The sequence below is a fragment of the Kutzneria viridogrisea DSM 43870 genome (assembly GCF_000525635.1).
In the GTDB taxonomy this organism is placed as follows: domain Bacteria; phylum Actinomycetota; class Actinomycetes; order Mycobacteriales; family Pseudonocardiaceae; genus Kutzneria; species Kutzneria viridogrisea.
The window spans coordinates 5,661,182-5,676,930 of sequence record NZ_CP007155.1; the positions used below are offsets into that span (position 1 = coordinate 5,661,182).

At 70.0% G+C, this 15,749-nt stretch carries 16 protein-coding genes; 8 read left to right on the forward strand and 8 right to left on the reverse strand.

Going from position 1 to position 15,749, the window contains the following annotated elements:
- Positions 1–14 precede the first annotated feature (14 nt).
- The 7 genes from KALB_RS25185 to KALB_RS25210 all read left to right on the forward strand — a co-directional run bounded on the left by KALB_RS25185 (position 15) and on the right by KALB_RS25210 (position 6,637).
- The gene (locus tag KALB_RS25185; protein WP_025358482.1) at positions 15–1,487 is read left to right on the forward strand and encodes a FadD3 family acyl-CoA ligase; all 1,473 of its coding nucleotides are present in this window, start codon (positions 15–17) and stop codon (positions 1,485–1,487) included.
- On the forward strand, positions 1,484–2,314 hold the full coding sequence (locus KALB_RS25190) for an enoyl-CoA hydratase (RefSeq protein ID WP_025358483.1): 831 nt from the start codon (positions 1,484–1,486) through the stop codon (positions 2,312–2,314). Before KALB_RS25185 ends, KALB_RS25190 begins: the two co-directional genes overlap by 4 nt.
- A complete protein-coding gene (locus KALB_RS25195) occupies positions 2,311–3,402 on the forward strand; it encodes an acyl-CoA dehydrogenase family protein (RefSeq protein WP_025358484.1) in 1,092 nt (363 codons plus the stop codon). The genes KALB_RS25190 and KALB_RS25195 overlap by 4 nt, the downstream gene beginning before the upstream one ends.
- Complete coding sequence (locus KALB_RS25200; protein WP_025358485.1) at positions 3,399–4,205, forward strand: acyl-CoA dehydrogenase family protein; 807 nt, start codon at positions 3,399–3,401, stop codon at positions 4,203–4,205. Before KALB_RS25195 ends, KALB_RS25200 begins: the two co-directional genes overlap by 4 nt.
- A 56-nt stretch (positions 4,206–4,261) precedes the next feature.
- Complete coding sequence (locus KALB_RS25205; RefSeq protein WP_420811834.1) at positions 4,262–5,122, forward strand: acyl-CoA dehydrogenase family protein; 861 nt, start codon at positions 4,262–4,264, stop codon at positions 5,120–5,122.
- A gap of 41 nt (positions 5,123–5,163) precedes the next feature.
- A complete protein-coding gene (locus KALB_RS47755) occupies positions 5,164–5,304 on the forward strand; it encodes a hypothetical protein (RefSeq protein ID WP_158510806.1) in 141 nt (46 codons plus the stop codon).
- A 145-nt stretch (positions 5,305–5,449) separates the two neighbouring features.
- Positions 5,450–6,637, forward strand: a complete 1,188-nt coding sequence (locus tag KALB_RS25210; RefSeq protein ID WP_025358487.1) for an FAD-dependent monooxygenase — start codon at positions 5,450–5,452, stop codon at positions 6,635–6,637.
- Positions 6,638–6,704: 67 nt separating this feature from the next.
- Here KALB_RS25210 and KALB_RS25215 read toward each other — a convergent pair whose 3' ends face one another.
- The 4 genes from KALB_RS25215 to KALB_RS25230 all read right to left on the reverse strand — a co-directional run bounded on the left by KALB_RS25215 (position 6,705) and on the right by KALB_RS25230 (position 11,613).
- Positions 6,705–7,919: an acyl-CoA dehydrogenase family protein gene (locus KALB_RS25215; RefSeq protein ID WP_025358488.1), complete on the reverse strand. Its 1,215-nt coding sequence runs from the start codon at positions 7,917–7,919 to the stop codon at positions 6,705–6,707.
- A 14-nt stretch (positions 7,920–7,933) separates the two neighbouring features.
- Positions 7,934–9,232: an acyl-CoA dehydrogenase family protein gene (locus KALB_RS25220; protein ID WP_025358489.1), complete on the reverse strand. Its 1,299-nt coding sequence runs from the start codon at positions 9,230–9,232 to the stop codon at positions 7,934–7,936.
- Between the two features lie 92 nt (positions 9,233–9,324).
- A complete protein-coding gene (locus KALB_RS25225; RefSeq protein WP_052360484.1) occupies positions 9,325–10,452 on the reverse strand; it encodes a cytochrome P450 in 1,128 nt (375 codons plus the stop codon).
- Positions 10,453–10,521: 69 nt separating this feature from the next.
- On the reverse strand, positions 10,522–11,613 hold the full coding sequence (locus tag KALB_RS25230) for an IS630 family transposase (RefSeq protein WP_025353938.1): 1,092 nt from the start codon (positions 11,611–11,613) through the stop codon (positions 10,522–10,524).
- Between the two features lie 81 nt (positions 11,614–11,694).
- On the opposite strand from KALB_RS25230, the gene KALB_RS25235 reads away from it, so the two are divergent.
- Positions 11,695–12,258 (forward strand): TetR/AcrR family transcriptional regulator, encoded by a 564-nt coding sequence (locus KALB_RS25235; RefSeq protein ID WP_025358491.1) that lies wholly within the window; start codon positions 11,695–11,697, stop codon positions 12,256–12,258.
- Here KALB_RS25235 and hsaB read toward each other — a convergent pair.
- Genes hsaB through hsaA form a run of 4 tightly spaced genes read right to left on the reverse strand, consistent with a single transcriptional unit; the run spans position 12,240 to position 15,659 of the window.
- On the reverse strand, positions 12,240–12,767 hold the full coding sequence (hsaB, locus tag KALB_RS25240) for a 3-hydroxy-9,10-secoandrosta-1,3,5(10)-triene-9,17-dione monooxygenase reductase subunit (protein ID WP_025358492.1): 528 nt from the start codon (positions 12,765–12,767) through the stop codon (positions 12,240–12,242). The genes KALB_RS25235 and hsaB overlap by 19 nt on opposite strands.
- A complete protein-coding gene (hsaC, locus tag KALB_RS25245; protein ID WP_025358493.1) occupies positions 12,764–13,666 on the reverse strand; it encodes an iron-dependent extradiol dioxygenase HsaC in 903 nt (300 codons plus the stop codon). Before hsaC ends, hsaB begins: the two co-directional genes overlap by 4 nt.
- Complete coding sequence (hsaD, locus tag KALB_RS25250) at positions 13,663–14,493, reverse strand: 4,5:9,10-diseco-3-hydroxy-5,9,17-trioxoandrosta-1(10),2-diene-4-oate hydrolase (protein ID WP_030110626.1); 831 nt, start codon at positions 14,491–14,493, stop codon at positions 13,663–13,665. Before hsaD ends, hsaC begins: the two co-directional genes overlap by 4 nt.
- Complete coding sequence (gene hsaA, locus KALB_RS25255; protein ID WP_025358495.1) at positions 14,493–15,659, reverse strand: 3-hydroxy-9,10-secoandrosta-1,3,5(10)-triene-9,17-dione monooxygenase oxygenase subunit; 1,167 nt, start codon at positions 15,657–15,659, stop codon at positions 14,493–14,495. Before hsaA ends, hsaD begins: the two co-directional genes overlap by 1 nt.
- Between the last annotated feature and the right edge of the window lie 90 nt (positions 15,660–15,749).

The following is a 15,749-nucleotide window of genomic DNA, read 5'->3' on the forward strand; positions in this document are numbered from 1 at the left end:
TGGGAGGTGGTCGCGTGATCCCCAGCACCGTCCCGGCCGCCGTCACCGCCGCGGCCGAGCGCTTCGGTGAGTCCGAGGCCGTGGTGGACGGTTCGACCCGGATCGGCTTCACCGGGTTGCGCGAGCGGGTCCGCTCGCTGGCCCAGGTCCTGCTCGACGCCGGAGTGCTGCCCGGCCAGCGTGTCGCGATCTGCGCCCCCAACACCTGGCACTGGGTGGTCGCCGCGCTGGGCACCCTGTACGCCGGGGCCACGCTCGTCCCGGTGAGCACCCGGTTCACCGGTCACGAGGTGCGTGACGTGCTGGAGCGGACCAACGCCCGCGCCCTGGTCGTCGACGAGGGTTTCCTCGGCAGGGACCGGCTCGCCGACCTGCACGCGGCTGGCGGGTCGGTGCCCTTCGTGCTGCCCACCGGCGACTGGACCGACCTGCCCCGCGCGAGGGCGGAGGCGGATCGGCGCGCGGCGGAGGTCCGTCCCGAGGACGTCAGCGACGTGTTGTTCACCTCGGGCACGACGGGGCGCAGCAAGGGCGCCATGAGCGCGCACCGGCAGGCCCTCGCGGTGGCCGAGGCCTGGGCGGAGTGCGGGCGGCTGCGGGAGACCGACCGCTACCTGGTGATCAACCCGTTCTTCCACAGTTTCGGCTACAAGGCGGGCATCCTGGCCTGCCTGCTGCGCGGGGCCACGATCGTGCCGCAGGCGGTGTTCGACCTGGACCGCACGGCAGCGCTGATCACCAGCGAGCGGATCACCGTGCTGCCCGGGCCGCCGACGGTCTACCAGCAACTGCTGGACCGTGACGGGCTCGACCTGTCCTCGCTGCGGCTCGCGGTCACCGGCGCCGCAACGGTTCCCGTGCCACTGGTGGAGCGCATGCAGCGGCACTTCGAGTGCGTGCTGACCGCCTACGGGCTGACCGAGGCGGTGGTGGCCACGATGTGCCGCCCCGAGGACGACGCGCGAACCGTGGCCACCACCTCGGGCCGACCGACCGCCGGGTTCGAGTTGGCCACCGACCCGGTGACCGGCGAGATCCTGTTGCGGGGCAGCAACGTCATGCTCGGCTACCTGGACGACCCGGCGGCCACGGCGCAGGCGGTCGACAGCGCGGGCTGGCTGCACACCGGGGACATCGGCCGGGTGGACGAGCGCGGCTACCTGACGATCACCGACCGCCTCAAGGACATGTACATCTGTGGCGGGTTCAACGTGTACCCGGCCGAGGTGGAGCAGGAACTGGCCGGGCTGCCCGGCATCGCCGAGTCGGCGGTGATCGGCGTGCCGGACGGACGCCTCGGCGAGGTGGGCAAGGCGCTGGTGATCACCGCCCCTGGACATCAACTGTCCACTGAGGATGTTCTCGCGCACTGCCGGGAACGACTCGCCAACTACAAGGTGCCCCGGTTCGTGGAGTTCCGTTCGGAGCTTCCGAGAACGCCAGCGGGCAAGGTGCTCAAGCGCGTGCTGCGAGAGGAGCAACCGTGATCGTCGAGTACGAGCGGCGCGGCCCGGTGGCCGTGGTGACCATGAACCGGCCCGAGTACCGCAACGCCCAGAACTCGGCCATGACCTACGCACTGGACGAGGCCTTCACCCGAGCCGTCGACGACCGGGAGGTGTCGGTCCTCGTGTTGGCCGGTGCGGGCAAGCACTTCTCGGCCGGGCACGACATCGGCACGCCGGAACGGGACGCCGACCAGTCCTTCCCGCGAAGGGCGGTGCTGTGGTGGGACCACACCGGGTGCGAGGGCGCCGACCGGCGGTTCGCCCGCGAGAGCGAGGTGTACCTGGGCATGTGCCGCCGCTGGCGGGAGATCCCCAAGCCGGTGATCGCCATGGTGCAGGGCGCCTGCGTGGCTGGCGGGCTGATGCTGGCCTGGGCCTGTGACGTGATCGTGGCCAGCGAGGACGCGTTCTTCAGCGACCCCGTGGTGCGCATGGGGATCCCCGGGGTGGAGTACTTCGCGCACCCCTGGGTGCTCGGCCCGCGCCGTGCCAAGGAGGTGCTGTTCACCGGCGAGCGGTTCAGCGCCGCGCAGGCGTACGAGTGGGGCATGGTCAACCGCGTGGTGCCGCGCGACTCGTTGGAGGACGAGACCCTGGTACTGGCCGCGAAGATCGCCGCGATGCCCCAGTTCGGCCTCGCGCTGGCGAAGAAGGCCGTCAACCAGGCCGAGGACCTGATGGGGCTGCGCGCGGGCATGGACTCGGTGTTCGGCCTGCACCACCTGGCGCACGCCCACAACGCCGAGGTCTCGGCGGATCCGCTGGGCGGCATGGACGCCCGCGCGATGAAGGCCGCGGGCCAGTGACCTTCCGCGCCGAGGTCCGCTCCTGGCTGGCGGCCAACGTCCCGCACAACCTGTCCTCAATGGACTCGGCAACAGGTTTCGAGCAACACCGCGAGTGGGAACGACTACTCGCCCAGGAAAGGCTTTCCGCCATCACCTGGCCAGCCGAGTACGGCGGACGTGACGCCTCGTTGTGGGACTGGCTGGCGTTCGAGGAGGAGTACTACGCGGCCGGGGCCCCGCCCCGGGTCAGCCAGAACGGGATCTTCCTGCTCGCGCCGACCCTGTTCGCCCACGGCACCGGGGAACAGCTCGCCCGGCTGCTGCCCCGCATGGCTCGCGCGGAGGACATCTGGGCACAGGCCTGGTCGGAACCCGAGGCTGGCAGCGACCTCGCCGCGATCCGAAGCCGTGCCGTACCAACGGAAGGCGGCTGGCTGCTCAGCGGGCAGAAGACCTGGAGTTCCCGCGCGGCCTTCGCCGACCGGGCCTTCGGCCTGTTCCGCAGCGATCCCGGCGCGCAACGGCACCGCGGCCTGACCTACTTCCTGTTCGACCTGCGCGCCGAGGGCGTCACCGTGCGGCCCATCCCGCAACTGGACGGCGAACCGGGCTTCGCCGAGGTGTTCCTGGACAACGTGTTCGTACCGGACCACGACGTGCTCGGCGGGGTCGGCGAGGGCTGGCGGGTGGCGATGAGCACCGCCAGCAACGAGCGCGGGCTCACCCTGCGCAGCCCCGGCCGGTTCCTCGCGGCGGCCGATCGGCTGGTGGACCTGTGGTGGCAGCGCCGTGACCCGTACCTGCGTGACCGCGTAGTGGACGCCTGGATCGGCGCCCAGGCGTACCGGCTGCACACCGCGGAGACCGTGTCACGACTGGTCGGCGGCGGCTCGCTGGGCGCGGAGTCCAGTGTGGGCAAGCTGTTCTGGTCCGAATTGGACACTGCGCTGCACGAGACCGCGCTGGACCTGCTCGGGCCTGAGGCTGAACTCCCCGGCCCGTGGCTGGACGGCTACCTGTTCGCGCTCGCGGGTCCGATCTACGCCGGTACCAACGAGATCCAGCGCAACCTGGTGGCCGAGCGACTGCTGGGGCTGCCGCGATGACGCCCGAGCAGACCCAGTTCGCCGCCGTACTGCACAAGGCGCTGACGGAGTCCACCGAGTGGTCCACACTGGACGAACTCGGCCTGCACGAGGTGACGGAGCCGCCGGACCTCGTGGTGCTCTTCCTCGAGCTGGGCCGGTTCGCCGTGCCCGGTCCGATCATCGAGTCCTTCGCCGTGCTGCCGAGCTTGCTGTCCGGCTTCACCGGCAAGGGCTCGCTCGCCTGGCCCCCACACCTCCCGCACGCCCAGCAGGCCGACCAGCTCTTCGTGGTGCAGAACGGGTTGCTGCACCACGGAGTCGCCTGCTCGGAAATGTCCTCAGTAGACCGGTCCCGGCACCTCGTCACCGTGCGGGCCGCAGACGTGATCGGCCCAGCCGACGCCCGCGCCTTCGACCTCGGCGTGCTCGCCTGCTCCGCCGAGCTGCTCGGCCTCGGCCAGGCCCTGCTGGCCCGAACCGTCGATTACGCCTTGCACCGCAAGCAGTTCGGCCAGCCCATCGGCCGCTTCCAGGCCGTCAAGCACCAACTCGCCGACACCCACGTCGGCCTCGAACTCGCCCTGCCGCTGGTCCGCAACGCCGCCATCGACCCCACCCCGCAGCAGGTCTCCGCCGCCAAGATCGCCGCCAACCGGTCCGCCTATCGTGCCGCCCGCGTCGCGTTGCAGGTGCACGGCGCGATCGGCTACACCGCCGAGTACGCGCTGAGCCGCTGGCTGACCCGGGTCCGCGCGCTGATCACGCTGTGGGGCACCGATTCGTACCATCGCAGCCGAGTCATGGAGGCGCTGTGTCCCTGAGCGAGGAACAACGTGTGCTCCGGCACGCCCTGCGGCGCTGCGAGGTCCGCTCTGTCATGCCGGGCCACGACGCCGAGCTCTGGTCGTTGCTGCGCGGGCAGATCGGCGTCGCCGGGCTGATGATCCCCGAGTGCCACGGCGGGACCGGCTCTGGTCTGGCCGCGGTTCAGCTCGTCATGGAGGAACTTGGCCGCATCCTCGCCCCAGTGCCCATGCTCGCCACGATCCTTGCCACGCAGGCCCTGCTCTGCCTCGACAACAACGGGGCAAGGGAGCGCCTGTTGCCCCGAATCGCCGCGGGTGAGGTCACGCCCGCACTCATCTGGGGCGAACACGTGCCTGACGCCGATATCGCCGACGTGCTCCTGCTGCTCGACGGCGATAAACTGTCCGAAGTGGACGGTGCACGGTGCCGCCAGCTGACCACGATGGACCCGACCCGTCGTCTGTGCACTGTGGACATCAGTGAGGCCGAACTGCGCCCCCTCGGCCGCACCGATCCCACCGCCGTCCGCGACCTGGCCTGTGCGGCCCTCGCCGCCGAGCAGGTCGGTGGCGCCGCGCGGTGCCTGGAACTGACCGTGCAGTACACGAGCCGCCGCGTGCAGTTCGGGCGGGCCATCGGCAGTTTCCAGGCCTTGCAGCACCGCATGGCCGACCTGCACGTGCTCGTCGAGACCGCCCGCTCCGCCGCGCTCGCCGCCACGACCCCCACCCGCGCCGCCATCGCCAAGGTCCACTGCTCCGAGGTATACCAGCGCGTCGCCGCCGAGATGATCCAGCTCCACGGCGGCATCGCCATCACCTGGGAGCACGACGCGCACCTGTACTTCAAGCGCGCACACGGCAGCGCCCACCTGTTCGGCACGCCCGCCGAACACCTGGCCCGGATCGGCGAGGTACTCCTCACAGGGTAATTAACTTATCTGGTTAGAGACTTCTCCAGTAGTCTCGCCCTGTGACCACAGCGCGGACCGGCGCGGCCCTCGTGGAGCGCCTGCGACAGACCGGGGTGATCGAGCAGCGGCTGAGCCGGGTCCTGCGCAGCAACCCCCAGACCTGGCGGCGCTGGAACACCTGGTCATCGAGAGGCCGCTGACCGCGAAGGACCTCGTCTCCACGGCCGCGAGCACCCGCGTGGTCGATCGGCTGGAGCGGGCGGGCCACGTTCACGCGCCAGCCGCGCGGTGCTCGTAGTACCCGCTGACACCATCGCCGCCCACTGAGATCAGGAGCGCTTTCCCATGTCCCGCAGGGTACTCATCTCCGGCGCGAGCATCGCCGGTCCCGCACTCGCCTTCTGGCTGACCCGGTACGGCATGACCCCGACCGTCGTGGAGCGCTTCCCCCGGCTGCGCCCCGGCGGGCAGACCGTGGACCTGCGCGGCGCGGGCCACACCATCGTGCAGCGCATGGGCCTGGAGGGCGAGGTCCGCAAGCGGCTCACCGGGGAGCGGGGCGTGCGGTTCATCGGCGGCGACGGCCGGGTGAAGGCCAGCCTGGGCGCCGACTCCTTCGGCGGTGCGGGCTTCGTGATCGACCTGGAACTGCTGCGCGGCGAACTGTCCGAGGTGCTCTACGACAGCACCCGGGAGGACACCGAGTACCTCTTCGGTGACGAGATCACCAGCCTGGACGACACCGGTGACCGGGTCCAGGTCAGCTTCCGCAACGGTCCCGACCGCGAGTTCGACCTGGTCGTGCTCGCCGACGGGCTGCGTTCGCGCACCCGCGAGCTCGTCTTCGCCGACATCACCCGGATCCGCTCCTTCGGGCTCTACACCGCGTACTTCACCATCCCCCGCGCCGAGTCCGACAGCGACTGGGCGCGCTGGTACAACGCGAGCCTGGGCCGCACCGTCGGCCTGCGCCCCGACAACCTGGGCACCACCAGGGCGCTGCTGTCCATCGTGTCCAAGCCACGGGGCTGCGAGAAGCTCACCACGCCCGAGCAGAAGCGGCTGCTGCGCCGGTTGTTCGCAGGTGCCGGCTGGGAGACCGACCGCGTACTGTCCGGAATGGACACTGCCGAGGACTTCTACTTCGAGGCCATCGGCCAGGTGCGCGTGGACCAGTGGTCGCGGGGACGTGTGGCCCTGCTGGGCGACGCGGGCTACTGTGCCTCCCCCATCAGCGGCATGGGCACCAGCCTCGCGCTGGTCGGCGCCTACGTGCTGGCCGGTGAGCTGTCCCGGCTCCACGACCACCATGCGGCGTTCCGCTCCTACGAGACGATCATGCGGCCCTACGTGACCCAGGCCCAGGGCGTGTCCTCGTTCGCCCCGCGCATCGCCGCGCCCCGCTCCACCACCGGCATCCGGTTGCTGCACACCGCGCTCGGGCTGGCCGCCAGCCCCGCCGCCAGCGGCCTGTTCAGCCGGTTCGTCGTGCCCCCCGCCGACAAGATCGACCTGCCGGACTACGCCGCCTAGACGCCATGAAAGTGCCGTTGCTGGCGTCCAGTGCCAGCAACGGCACTTTCATGGCAGACGGGGTGGGTCAGCGCAGTTCCTGGGAGCTCTTGCCGAGCAGGCGGCGGGCCACGACGAGTTGCTGGATCTGCTGGGTGCCCTCGAAGATGTCGAGGATCTTGGAGTCTCGGCTCCACTTCTCCAGCAGGGCGTTCTCGGTGTAGCCGAGGCTGCCGCACAGCTCCACGCAGCGCAGGGTGATCTCGGTGGCGGCCCGCCCCGCCTTCGCCTTGGCCATGCTGGCCTCCAGCGAGTTGGGCCGGTTGTTGTCGGCCATCCAGGCGGCCTGCATGGTCAGCAGGTAGGCGGACTCGTAGTCGGCCTCGGCGGCGAGGAAGGCGGCAGCGGCGGCGTGCTGGCTGTTGGCGGGCCGGTCGTAGTCCACGGCGACCCCGGCCTCCGCCAGCAGCTCGCGGGTGGTCTCCAGTGCGGCACGGGCCACGCCCACGGCCATGCCCGCGACCAGGGGCCGGGTGTTGTCGAAGGTCTGCATGGCGCCCGCGAAGCCGCGTTCGACCTCGATCTCGGGGCTGCCGAGCAGGTTCTCCTTGGGGACTCGGCAGTTCTCCAGCCGCAGGTGGGCGGTGTCGGAGGCGCGGATGCCGAGTTTGTGTTCCAGGCGCACGACCTCGAAGCCCGGAGTGCCCTTCTCGACGAGGAAGGACTTGATCGCGGCACGGCCCTTGGACAGGTCCAGGCTGGCCCACACGACCACGGCCTCGGCCCGGCCACCGGCCGTGACGAAGATCTTCTCGCCGTTGAGCACGTAGTGGTCGCCGTCGAGCTTGGCGGTGGCCCGGATCGCGGCGGAGTCCGAGCCGCAGCCCGGCTCGGTGATGGCCATGGCGGCCCACTTGGTGCCGAACCGGGACAGTTGCTCCTCGTCGGCGACCGAGGCGATGGCGGCGTTGCCCAGTCCCTGCCTCGGCATGGACAGCAGCAGGGCGACATCCCCCCAGCACAGTTCGATGATGCCGAGCAGGGTGGCGAGGTTGCCGCCGTTGCGGATGCCGCCGCCGCTGTCCTTGCCCCGGCGCACCCCGCCCGCACCGGCGTTGCCGGTGGCGCCCTCGCCGGAGGAGTTCATGCCGTCGAGCACGGCGGCGAGCAGGTCGAGCTCCTTGGGGTAGGCGTGCTCGGCCTGGTCGTACTTGCGCGAGTTGGGCCGGAAGAACTCCACTGCCACCTGGTGTGCCTGGTTGACCAGACCGGCGAACTTCCTGGGCACCTCGAGGTTGATCATCTCCGCTACCTCTCCTAGACCAGGACGATGCCTTCGACGACACCCAGTGCGCGCAGGTCGCGGTACCAGCGCTCCACCGGGTGCTCCTTGACGTAGCCGTGCCCACCGAGCAGCTGCACCCCGTCGCTGCCGATGGCCATGCCCTTGTCGGTGCACAGCTTGCGGGCCAGCGCGACCTCGCGGGCGTAGGACTTGCCCTGTTCGGCGCGGCTGGCGGCACGGTAGGTCACCAGCCGCATCCCGGCCAGTTCGATGCCGATGTCGGCGACCTTGAAGGCCACGCCCTGCCGGTGGCTGACCGGCTCGCCGAAGGCCTGCCGCTCGTTGACGTACGGGATGACGTAGTCGAGCACGGCCTGGGCGGTGCCCAGCGACAGCGCGCACCAGCCGAGCCGGGACAACCGCACGCACTCGGTGTAGACCTCGCGGCTGCCGCCGCCGAGCAGGGCGGTCGCCGGAACCGACACCTCGTCCAGCAGCACGCGGCCCATGTTCGCGGCGCGCAGGCCCATGCCGGGCTCGGACTCCACGGTCAGCCCGCTGGCGCTGGACTCCACCAGGAACAGCGCGGGCCCGGATCCGGGCAACTCGGCGGCGATGACGAACAGTTCGGCCTCGGATGCCCTGGGCACCAAGGACTTCACCCCGTTGAGCACGTACCCGCCCGGTCCGCGGCGCGCGGTGGTGCGCAGCACGAACGGGTCGAACAGCGGTCGCGGTTCGAGGATCGCCAGCGCCGCGGCGGGCACGTCCTCGCCAACGAAGGAGGGCAGGTAGATCGCCTGCTGGTCGCCGTCACCCCACAGCACCAGCGCGGTGCTCACGGCGGACGGGGCCAGGCAGGCCACCGCCAGGCCGAGGTCCCCGTGCGCCATGGCCTCGGCGACGAGCACGTTGGTCACCGCCGAGCGCTCGGTGCCCGCGCCGTCGAGCTGCTCGGGTACGCCGAGCAGGCCCACGCCCAGCTCGGCGACGCGGCCGAGCAGCTCGCGCGGCGGGGTACAGGACTCGTTGGCCGCTGCCGCGGCGGGCCGCAGCTGCTCGGCGGCGAACTCGGCCACCGTGTCCACGATCATGCGCTGCTCGTCGGTGGGCGTCAGGTCGAACAGGCCGCTCTCCGGCGCCGAGGGCAGTCGCGCCGGGGCACCGCCCAGCTTGCCGACCGCCTTGAAGGTCCTGGTCGCCGCGCCGATCGTGCGGAACCCGGCCCTGGTCGCCTCGTAGGCCACCTTCTCCACTGGCTTGTGCAGCCCGAACCGCTCCAGCAGTGGCGCACCGGCCACCTTGTTGAGCAGCCCCAACGCCAGCCCCATCGGGTCCAGTCCGGCCCGTTTCGCCATTGCGCGCTCCTCCGCGTCCGCCCATTCCTACTCTAGAGTAGGGTTACTCGAGCGTAAAGCAGGGGTCACCACGTCACGGGCATCGAGTGCAGGCCGAAGATCGCACTGTTGTACTTGAACGGCAACTCGGCCACGGGCGCGGCCAGCCGCAGCGTGGGCACCCGCTCGAACAGGGTCCGGTAGGCGATCTCCAACTCGGCGCGGGCCAGGTTCTGGCCGATGCACTGGTGCACGCCGTAGCCGAAGGCCAGGTGGTTGCGGGCGCGGGTCGGGTCGAACTGCTCGGGGCGCTCGAAGACGGTCTCGTCCCAGTTGGCCGCCAAACCCAGGGTGACGACGGCCTCCCCCGCGCGGATCAGCTTGCCGCCGATCTCCACGTCGGCCACGGCGACCCGGTCGGTCACCAGGTCGGCGATGGAGTGGTAGCGCAGCAACTCGTCCACGGCCCGTGGGTCCTGGGCCCAGCCGGGGTTGTCCAGCAGGGTCAGCACCCCCAGCGAGATCATGTTCGCGGTGGTCTCGTGCCCGGCGATCAGCAGCAGCACCGAGGAGCCGATGATCTCCTCCGGGCTCACCTTGCCGCTGGCGAGCATCCGGCTGATCAGGTCGTCTTGGGGCTCACGCCCACGCTGGGCGACCAGCTCGCCGAGGTAGTGCCCCAACTCCTCGCCGAGGGCCCTGGACTCCTCCGGCTTGGTGTCGAAGTCGACCATCTTCGAGGTCCTGGACTGGAAGAACTCGTGATCGGAGTACGGCACGCCGAGCAGCTGGCAGATCACCAGCGAGGGCACCGGCAGCGCGAACGCCGTGACCAGGTCCGCGGAGTCGCCCGCGGCCAGCATGTCCTCGATCAGCCCGTCCACGACCTGCTGGATGCCAGGGCGCATCTTCTTCAGGCGGGGCACGGAGAACTCCGGGATCAGCAGCTTGCGGAACCGGCTGTGCTCGGGCGGGTCCATGCCGATGAAGCCGCCGGGGACGAACTCCTCATCGGCGTTGGGGTGCCCCGGGTTGCGGGGGTCGGCGCTGAACCGGGGATCGATCAGCACCTGCCGCATCTCGGCGTGCCGGGTGATCAACCAGATCTTGCCCACCCTGGGATGCTCGGCCTGCACGGGACCCCGTTCCCGCAGCTCGCGATACGGCTCGGGCGGGCCGTACGGGCACGTCCTGAGCACTGGAAAGCTCGTCATCTCCTACGCTCCCCACGTTGGTGATGGATACTTACTTGCCGACCGGCTAGTTGGCACGGTAGCGGCGAACTAGTGTCCTGCGCCGGAAATCCGCCTACAAAATCGGGCGAGTGACTCGAGGATCTCTTCGGCGGTCTTGGTCCAGATGAACGGCCGTGGATGGGTGTTCCAGTCAGCGATCCAGACGCGGATGTCCTTCTCCAGCGCTTGGACGCTGCGGTGGGTACCTCGGGTGATCTTCTGGTCGCTGAGAAAGCCGAACCAGCGTTCGACCTGGTTGATCCACGATGATCCGGTCGGGGTGAAGTGCATGCGGAACCTGGGGTGCTTGGCCAGCCAGGCCTTGATCGCCGGGGTCTTGTGAGTGCCGTAGTTGTCACAGACCAGGTGGACGGCCAGCTCCGCCGGGACCGTCTTGTCGATCGTGATGAGGAACTTCTTGAACTCGGCGGCCCGGTGCTGACGATGCAACTCGGCGATCACCGTGCCATCGGCGACGTCGAACGCGGCGAACAGGCTGGTGATGCCATTGCGGGCGTAGTCATGTGTGCGCCGCTCAGGCATACCCGGCATCATCGGCAGCACCGGCTGGGAGCGGTCCAGTGCCTGGATCTGACTCTTCTCGTCCACGCACAGCACCACCGCCCGCTCGGGCGGATTGTGGTACAGGCCAACGACATCGACGACCTTCTCCACGAACAATGGATCGGTCGAGAGCTTGAAGGTCTCGGCACGGTGGGGTTTGAGCCCGAAATCGCGCCAGATCCGGCCGATGGTCGACTTGCTCAGCCCGGACTTCTCCGCCATCGACGCCCGAGACCAGTGTGTGGCGTTGCGCGGGGTCTCCTCCAGAGTCGCCACGATCACCTCTTCGACCTGGTCCACCGTGATCGACGGCGGACGGCCCGGCCGTTCCTCATCGACCAGGCCCTCCAGCCGATGCTGGAGAAATCGCCTGCGCCACTTGGTCACCGTCGACGGGTGAACCCGAAGATCCTCGGCGATCTGCTTGCCTGGCAGGCCGTCCGCGCACGCCAGCACAATCCTGCACCGCTGTGCCAGCACCTGCGACGACTTCGCCCGCCGCGCCCACCGTTCCAGCGTTACCCGCTCCTGCTCGGTCAACGTCACCTCAGCAGGAGGACGTCCAATCCGCGCCATCAACCCAGACTAGACTTATGTGGCGGATTTCCGGCGCACGACACTAGCCGGTCGGCAAGTAAGTTGCGAGGATGGGACGAGATGGCCGAACGGCGCAGCGACACCAGGCAGCGGATCCAGCAGGTCGCGCTGGAACTGTTCACCGAGCAGGGCTACGACAAGACCTCGCTGCGGGAGATCGCCGAACGGCTGGAGGTCACCAAGGCCGCGCTCTACTACCACTTCAAGAGCAAGGAGGACATCGTCACCGCGCTGATCGAGGACATGCGCGGGGACGTGACCGAGGTGGTCGAGTGGGCCAGCGACCTGCCACGCACGCCCGAGCACAGGGCCGAGATCGTGCGGCACATCCCCACGGTGCTCACCAGGAGCATGCCACTGCTGCGGTTCGCGCAGGTCAACGAGACCGCGTTGCGCGACCACCCGCACGGTGCGGACCTGGGCCAACTGATGTGGCAGCTGCTGATGCTGCTCTCGGACGAGGACGCCGACGCCGAGCACCAGCTGCGCTCCGTGCTGGCGATGGCCGCACTGATGATCGGCATGGTGCCGCTGCCGATCATCACCGCTCCGGCGCCCGAACGCATGGGGGCGGCGGTCAAGGTGGCACTGGAACTGGTGACGGGTCAGATCCAGTCGGCGTGACGGGTCCAGGTGAGCAGGCTGTCCAGCTCCCCGTCGGTGGGCAGGCTGGTGTCGGTCGTGGCGTAGCGGCCCCGGTAGAACAGTAAGGGCTCCTGACCAACGCACGGCCCCAGCGCGGTGACCTCGCCGATGACCACGTAGTGGTCCCCGGCCGGGTGCACCTGGCGGACCGCGCAGTCCACCCAGGTCAGCGCCCCGTCGAGCACGGCGGCCCCGCCCGGTGAGCGGGTCCAGCCCACTCCGGCGAACTTGTCGGCGCCCCGGCTGCCGAAGCGGGCCGACACCTCGCGCTGACCGGCGGTCAGCACGTTGACGCAGAACACGCCGGTGCGCTCGATGACCGGCCAGCTCCGGGAACGCCGGTCGGGGCAGAACAGCACGAGCGGCGGCTCCAGTGAGAGCGCGGCGAAGGACTGGCAGGCGAAGCCCACCGGCTCGTCACCGTCCACTGTGGTCACAACGGTGACGCCGGTGCAGAAGTGGCCCAGCACCGCGCGGAACTGCCTCACCGCTGCTGGCCCACGCTGAAGTCGTGGCCCCACAGGCTGACCGCGGTGCTCTCCCGGGCGATCCAGGTCTCGTCGGCCACCTGCCGCCCCTCGGTACCGAACTCCACGTCGAAGCCACCGGGGGTCTTCATGTAGAACGACAGCATCAGGTCGTTGACGTGCCTGCCCAGCGTGGCCGACATCGGCACCTTCCTGCGCCGTGCGCGGTCCAGTGCCAGGCCCACGTCATCGGTGTTCTCGACCTCGACCATCAGGTGCACGATCCCGCTGGGCGTGGGCATGGGCAGGAACGCGAGGCTGTGGTGGCGCGGGTTGCAGCCGAAGAAGCGCAGCCAGGCGGGCGGCCCGTCGGCGGGCCTGCCGACCAGTTGGGGCGGCAGCCGCATCGAGTCGCGCAGCCGGAAGCCCAGCACGTCCCGGTAGAAGTGCAGGGCCGCCTCGTCGTCCTTTGTGGACAGTACGACGTGCCCGAGCCCCTGCTCCCCCGTCACGAACCGGTGCCCGTACGGGCTGACCACCCTGCGGTGCTCCAGCGCGGCCCCGTGGAAGACCTCCAGGCTGTTGCCGGACGGGTCCTCGAAGCGGATCAGCCCCGCGACGCGCCGGTCGGCCAACTCGGCCTCGGTGCCCTCCTCGACCGACACCCCGGCGCTGTCCAGGCGGGTCGCCAGTTCGGCGAGTTCGGCGGCGTTGGCGGTCTCCCAGCCGGACTGGGCGAGCCGGTCGCGCTCCCCCGGCACGATGACCAGCCGCGCGGGGAAGTCGTCCATGCGCAGGTAGAGCGCCTCGGGGTCGCCGCCCCTGCCCTCCACCATGCCCAGCACCTTCAGGCCGAACTCCCGCCACGCCCCGAGGTCGGTCGCCTCGATCCGCAGGTACGCCAGCGAGCGGATCATCACGCCTCCCCGGTCAGGAACTCGATCGCCAGCCGGTTGAACTCGGCGAACTTCTCCAGCTGCGCCCAGTGCCCGCAGCCGCCGAACACGTGCAACTGCGCGCGCCGGATCAGCTTCAGCGCCACCAGTGCCCCGTCGAGCGGGTTGACCCGGTCCTCCCGGCCCCACACCAGCAGGACCCGCTGCCGCAGCCGGTACGCCTCACGCCAGAGCATGCCCTGCTCGAAGCTGTCCGGTCGGCTGAACGAGGCGCCCATCGCCGCCATGGCCCGCAACGACTCCGGGTCGCTCGCCGCCGCGTAGCGCTCCTCGACCAGCTCCTCTGTGATCAGGGACTGGTCGTGCACGAGGGTGCGCAGGAACGCGGCGAGCGTGTCGCGGCCCGGACGCGCCCCGAAGGCCCCCAGCCGCTTGACGCCCTCTGTTGGATCGGGCGCGAACACGTTGAGCCCCAAGCCGCCCGGCGCCATCAGCACGAGTCGTCCCGCGCGGTCGGGGTGGTCCAGCGCGAAGCGCACGGCGGTGCCACCACCCAGCGAGTTGCCCAGCAGCGCGACTCGTTCCACATCGAGTTTGTCCAGCAGCGCCAGCAAGGCGTCACTGCTGAAGGTGAAGTACTGGCCGTGCTCGGTGGGCTTGTCGGAGCGGCCGAAGCCCGGCTGGTCCACGGCGATCACGCGGAAGCGCTCGGCGAACACCGGGATGTTGCGGGCGAAGTTGCTCCAGGCCGAGGCGCCGGGTCCGCCACCGTGCAGGAACACCACCGGCGGGCCGTCACCGAAGTCGTGGTAGTGCAGGCGAAGCCCGCCCGCGTCGGCGAATTTCCCCATCACAGCATCGCATCCTGCACGGGAAGGCCGAACTCCCCTGTCCCGAACATGTTCAGCGCGCGTTCGGGGTCGTTGATGGCGTGCACGCGCCCGGCGTGGGCGTCCCGCCAGAAGCGCTGGATCGGCGTGCCCACGCGCAGAGCCCGCCCGCCGGAGTTCTCGAACAACCGGTCGATCGCCTGGATACAGCGCCCCGTGCCGCGCACCTGGTCGCGTCGCACGCGCAGTCGCAGCGACAGGGGGATGCGCTCACCCGCGACGGCGTGCCGCACCAGCTGTTCCATGTTGTCCTTGAGCTGCAACCACGCCGCATCGATCTCGCTGGCGGCTTCAGCGATGCGCACCTTGGCGTACGGGTCCTCTTTGGACTTCTCCCCCTTGAACGACACGCGCACGCGCTCGGTCATGTACGCCACGTGCGCCTCGTACGCGCCGGTCGCCATACCGATGATCGGCGTGGTGATCGTGTAGGAGAACACGGCGCCGAAGGGCAGCCGGTACAGCGGGCCCGGGTTGACCTCCTGCCCGGGGCACACGCACTTCGAGGTGTCGGCGAAGCTCAGCGCGCGGTGTGCGGGCACGAAGGCGTCCCGCACCAGGATGTCGTTGCTGCCCGTGCCGCGCAGGCCGACGGTGTCCCAGACGTCCTCGATGGCGTAGTCCTCGCGGGGCAGCAGGAAGGTGCAGAAGTCCACCGGGTTGCCGGACTCGTCGGTGACGATGCCGCCCAGGAAGACCCAGCTCGCGTGGTCGCAGCCGGAGGAGAAGCTCCACCGGCCGGACAGCTGGTAGCCGCCCGCGACCAGGCGGGCCTTGCCGGTGGGCGCGTAGGAGGAGGAGATCCGAGTGTCCGGGTCCGGGCCCCACACGTCCTGCTGGGCTTGCTCGGGGAACAGCGCGAGCTGCCACGGGTGCACGCCGACCACCGAGCCGACCCAGCCGGTGGACCCGCAGGCGCTGGCCACCAGGCGGACCGCCGTGTAGAAGGTCAGCGGATCGGCCTCGTGGCCGCCGAACCTGGCCGGTTGCAGCAGCCGGAACAAGCCAGCCCGGTCCAGGTCCTTGATCGACTCTTCGGGCAGCCTGCGCCGGTCCTCGGCCTGCTGTGCCCGCTCGCGCAGCGCGGGCAGCAGGTCACGGACGGCCCCGATGACCTGATCGCTCATGACCCCAGACTAGAACGTGTTCTCGTCCATGTCGATACCGCGCAGTAGCGCTGAGGCCGGGCGAAACTATAACCTGTTCCAGAACTACGA

Bases quoted from the DNA above. Each gene is read 5' to 3' on its own strand.
- KALB_RS25200 (WP_025358485.1), top strand. From the start codon at position 3,399: ATGACGCCCGAGCAGACCCAGTTCGCCGCCGTACTGCACAAGGCGCTG.
- KALB_RS25205 (WP_420811834.1), top strand. From the start codon at position 4,262: ATGCCGGGCCACGACGCCGAGCTCTGGTCGTTGCTGCGCGGGCAGATC.
- KALB_RS25210 (WP_025358487.1), top strand. From the start codon at position 5,450: ATGTCCCGCAGGGTACTCATCTCCGGCGCGAGCATCGCCGGTCCCGCA.
- KALB_RS25215 (WP_025358488.1), bottom strand. From the start codon at position 7,919: ATGATCAACCTCGAGGTGCCCAGGAAGTTCGCCGGTCTGGTCAACCAG.
- KALB_RS25220 (WP_025358489.1), bottom strand. From the start codon at position 9,232: ATGGGGCTGGCGTTGGGGCTGCTCAACAAGGTGGCCGGTGCGCCACTG.
- KALB_RS25225 (WP_052360484.1), bottom strand. From the start codon at position 10,452: ATGACGAGCTTTCCAGTGCTCAGGACGTGCCCGTACGGCCCGCCCGAG.
- KALB_RS25230 (WP_025353938.1), bottom strand. From the start codon at position 11,613: ATGGCGCGGATTGGACGTCCTCCTGCTGAGGTGACGTTGACCGAGCAG.
- KALB_RS25235 (WP_025358491.1), top strand. From the start codon at position 11,695: ATGGCCGAACGGCGCAGCGACACCAGGCAGCGGATCCAGCAGGTCGCG.
- hsaD (WP_030110626.1), bottom strand. From the start codon at position 14,493: ATGGGGAAATTCGCCGACGCGGGCGGGCTTCGCCTGCACTACCACGAC.
- hsaA (WP_025358495.1), bottom strand. From the start codon at position 15,659: ATGAGCGATCAGGTCATCGGGGCCGTCCGTGACCTGCTGCCCGCGCTG.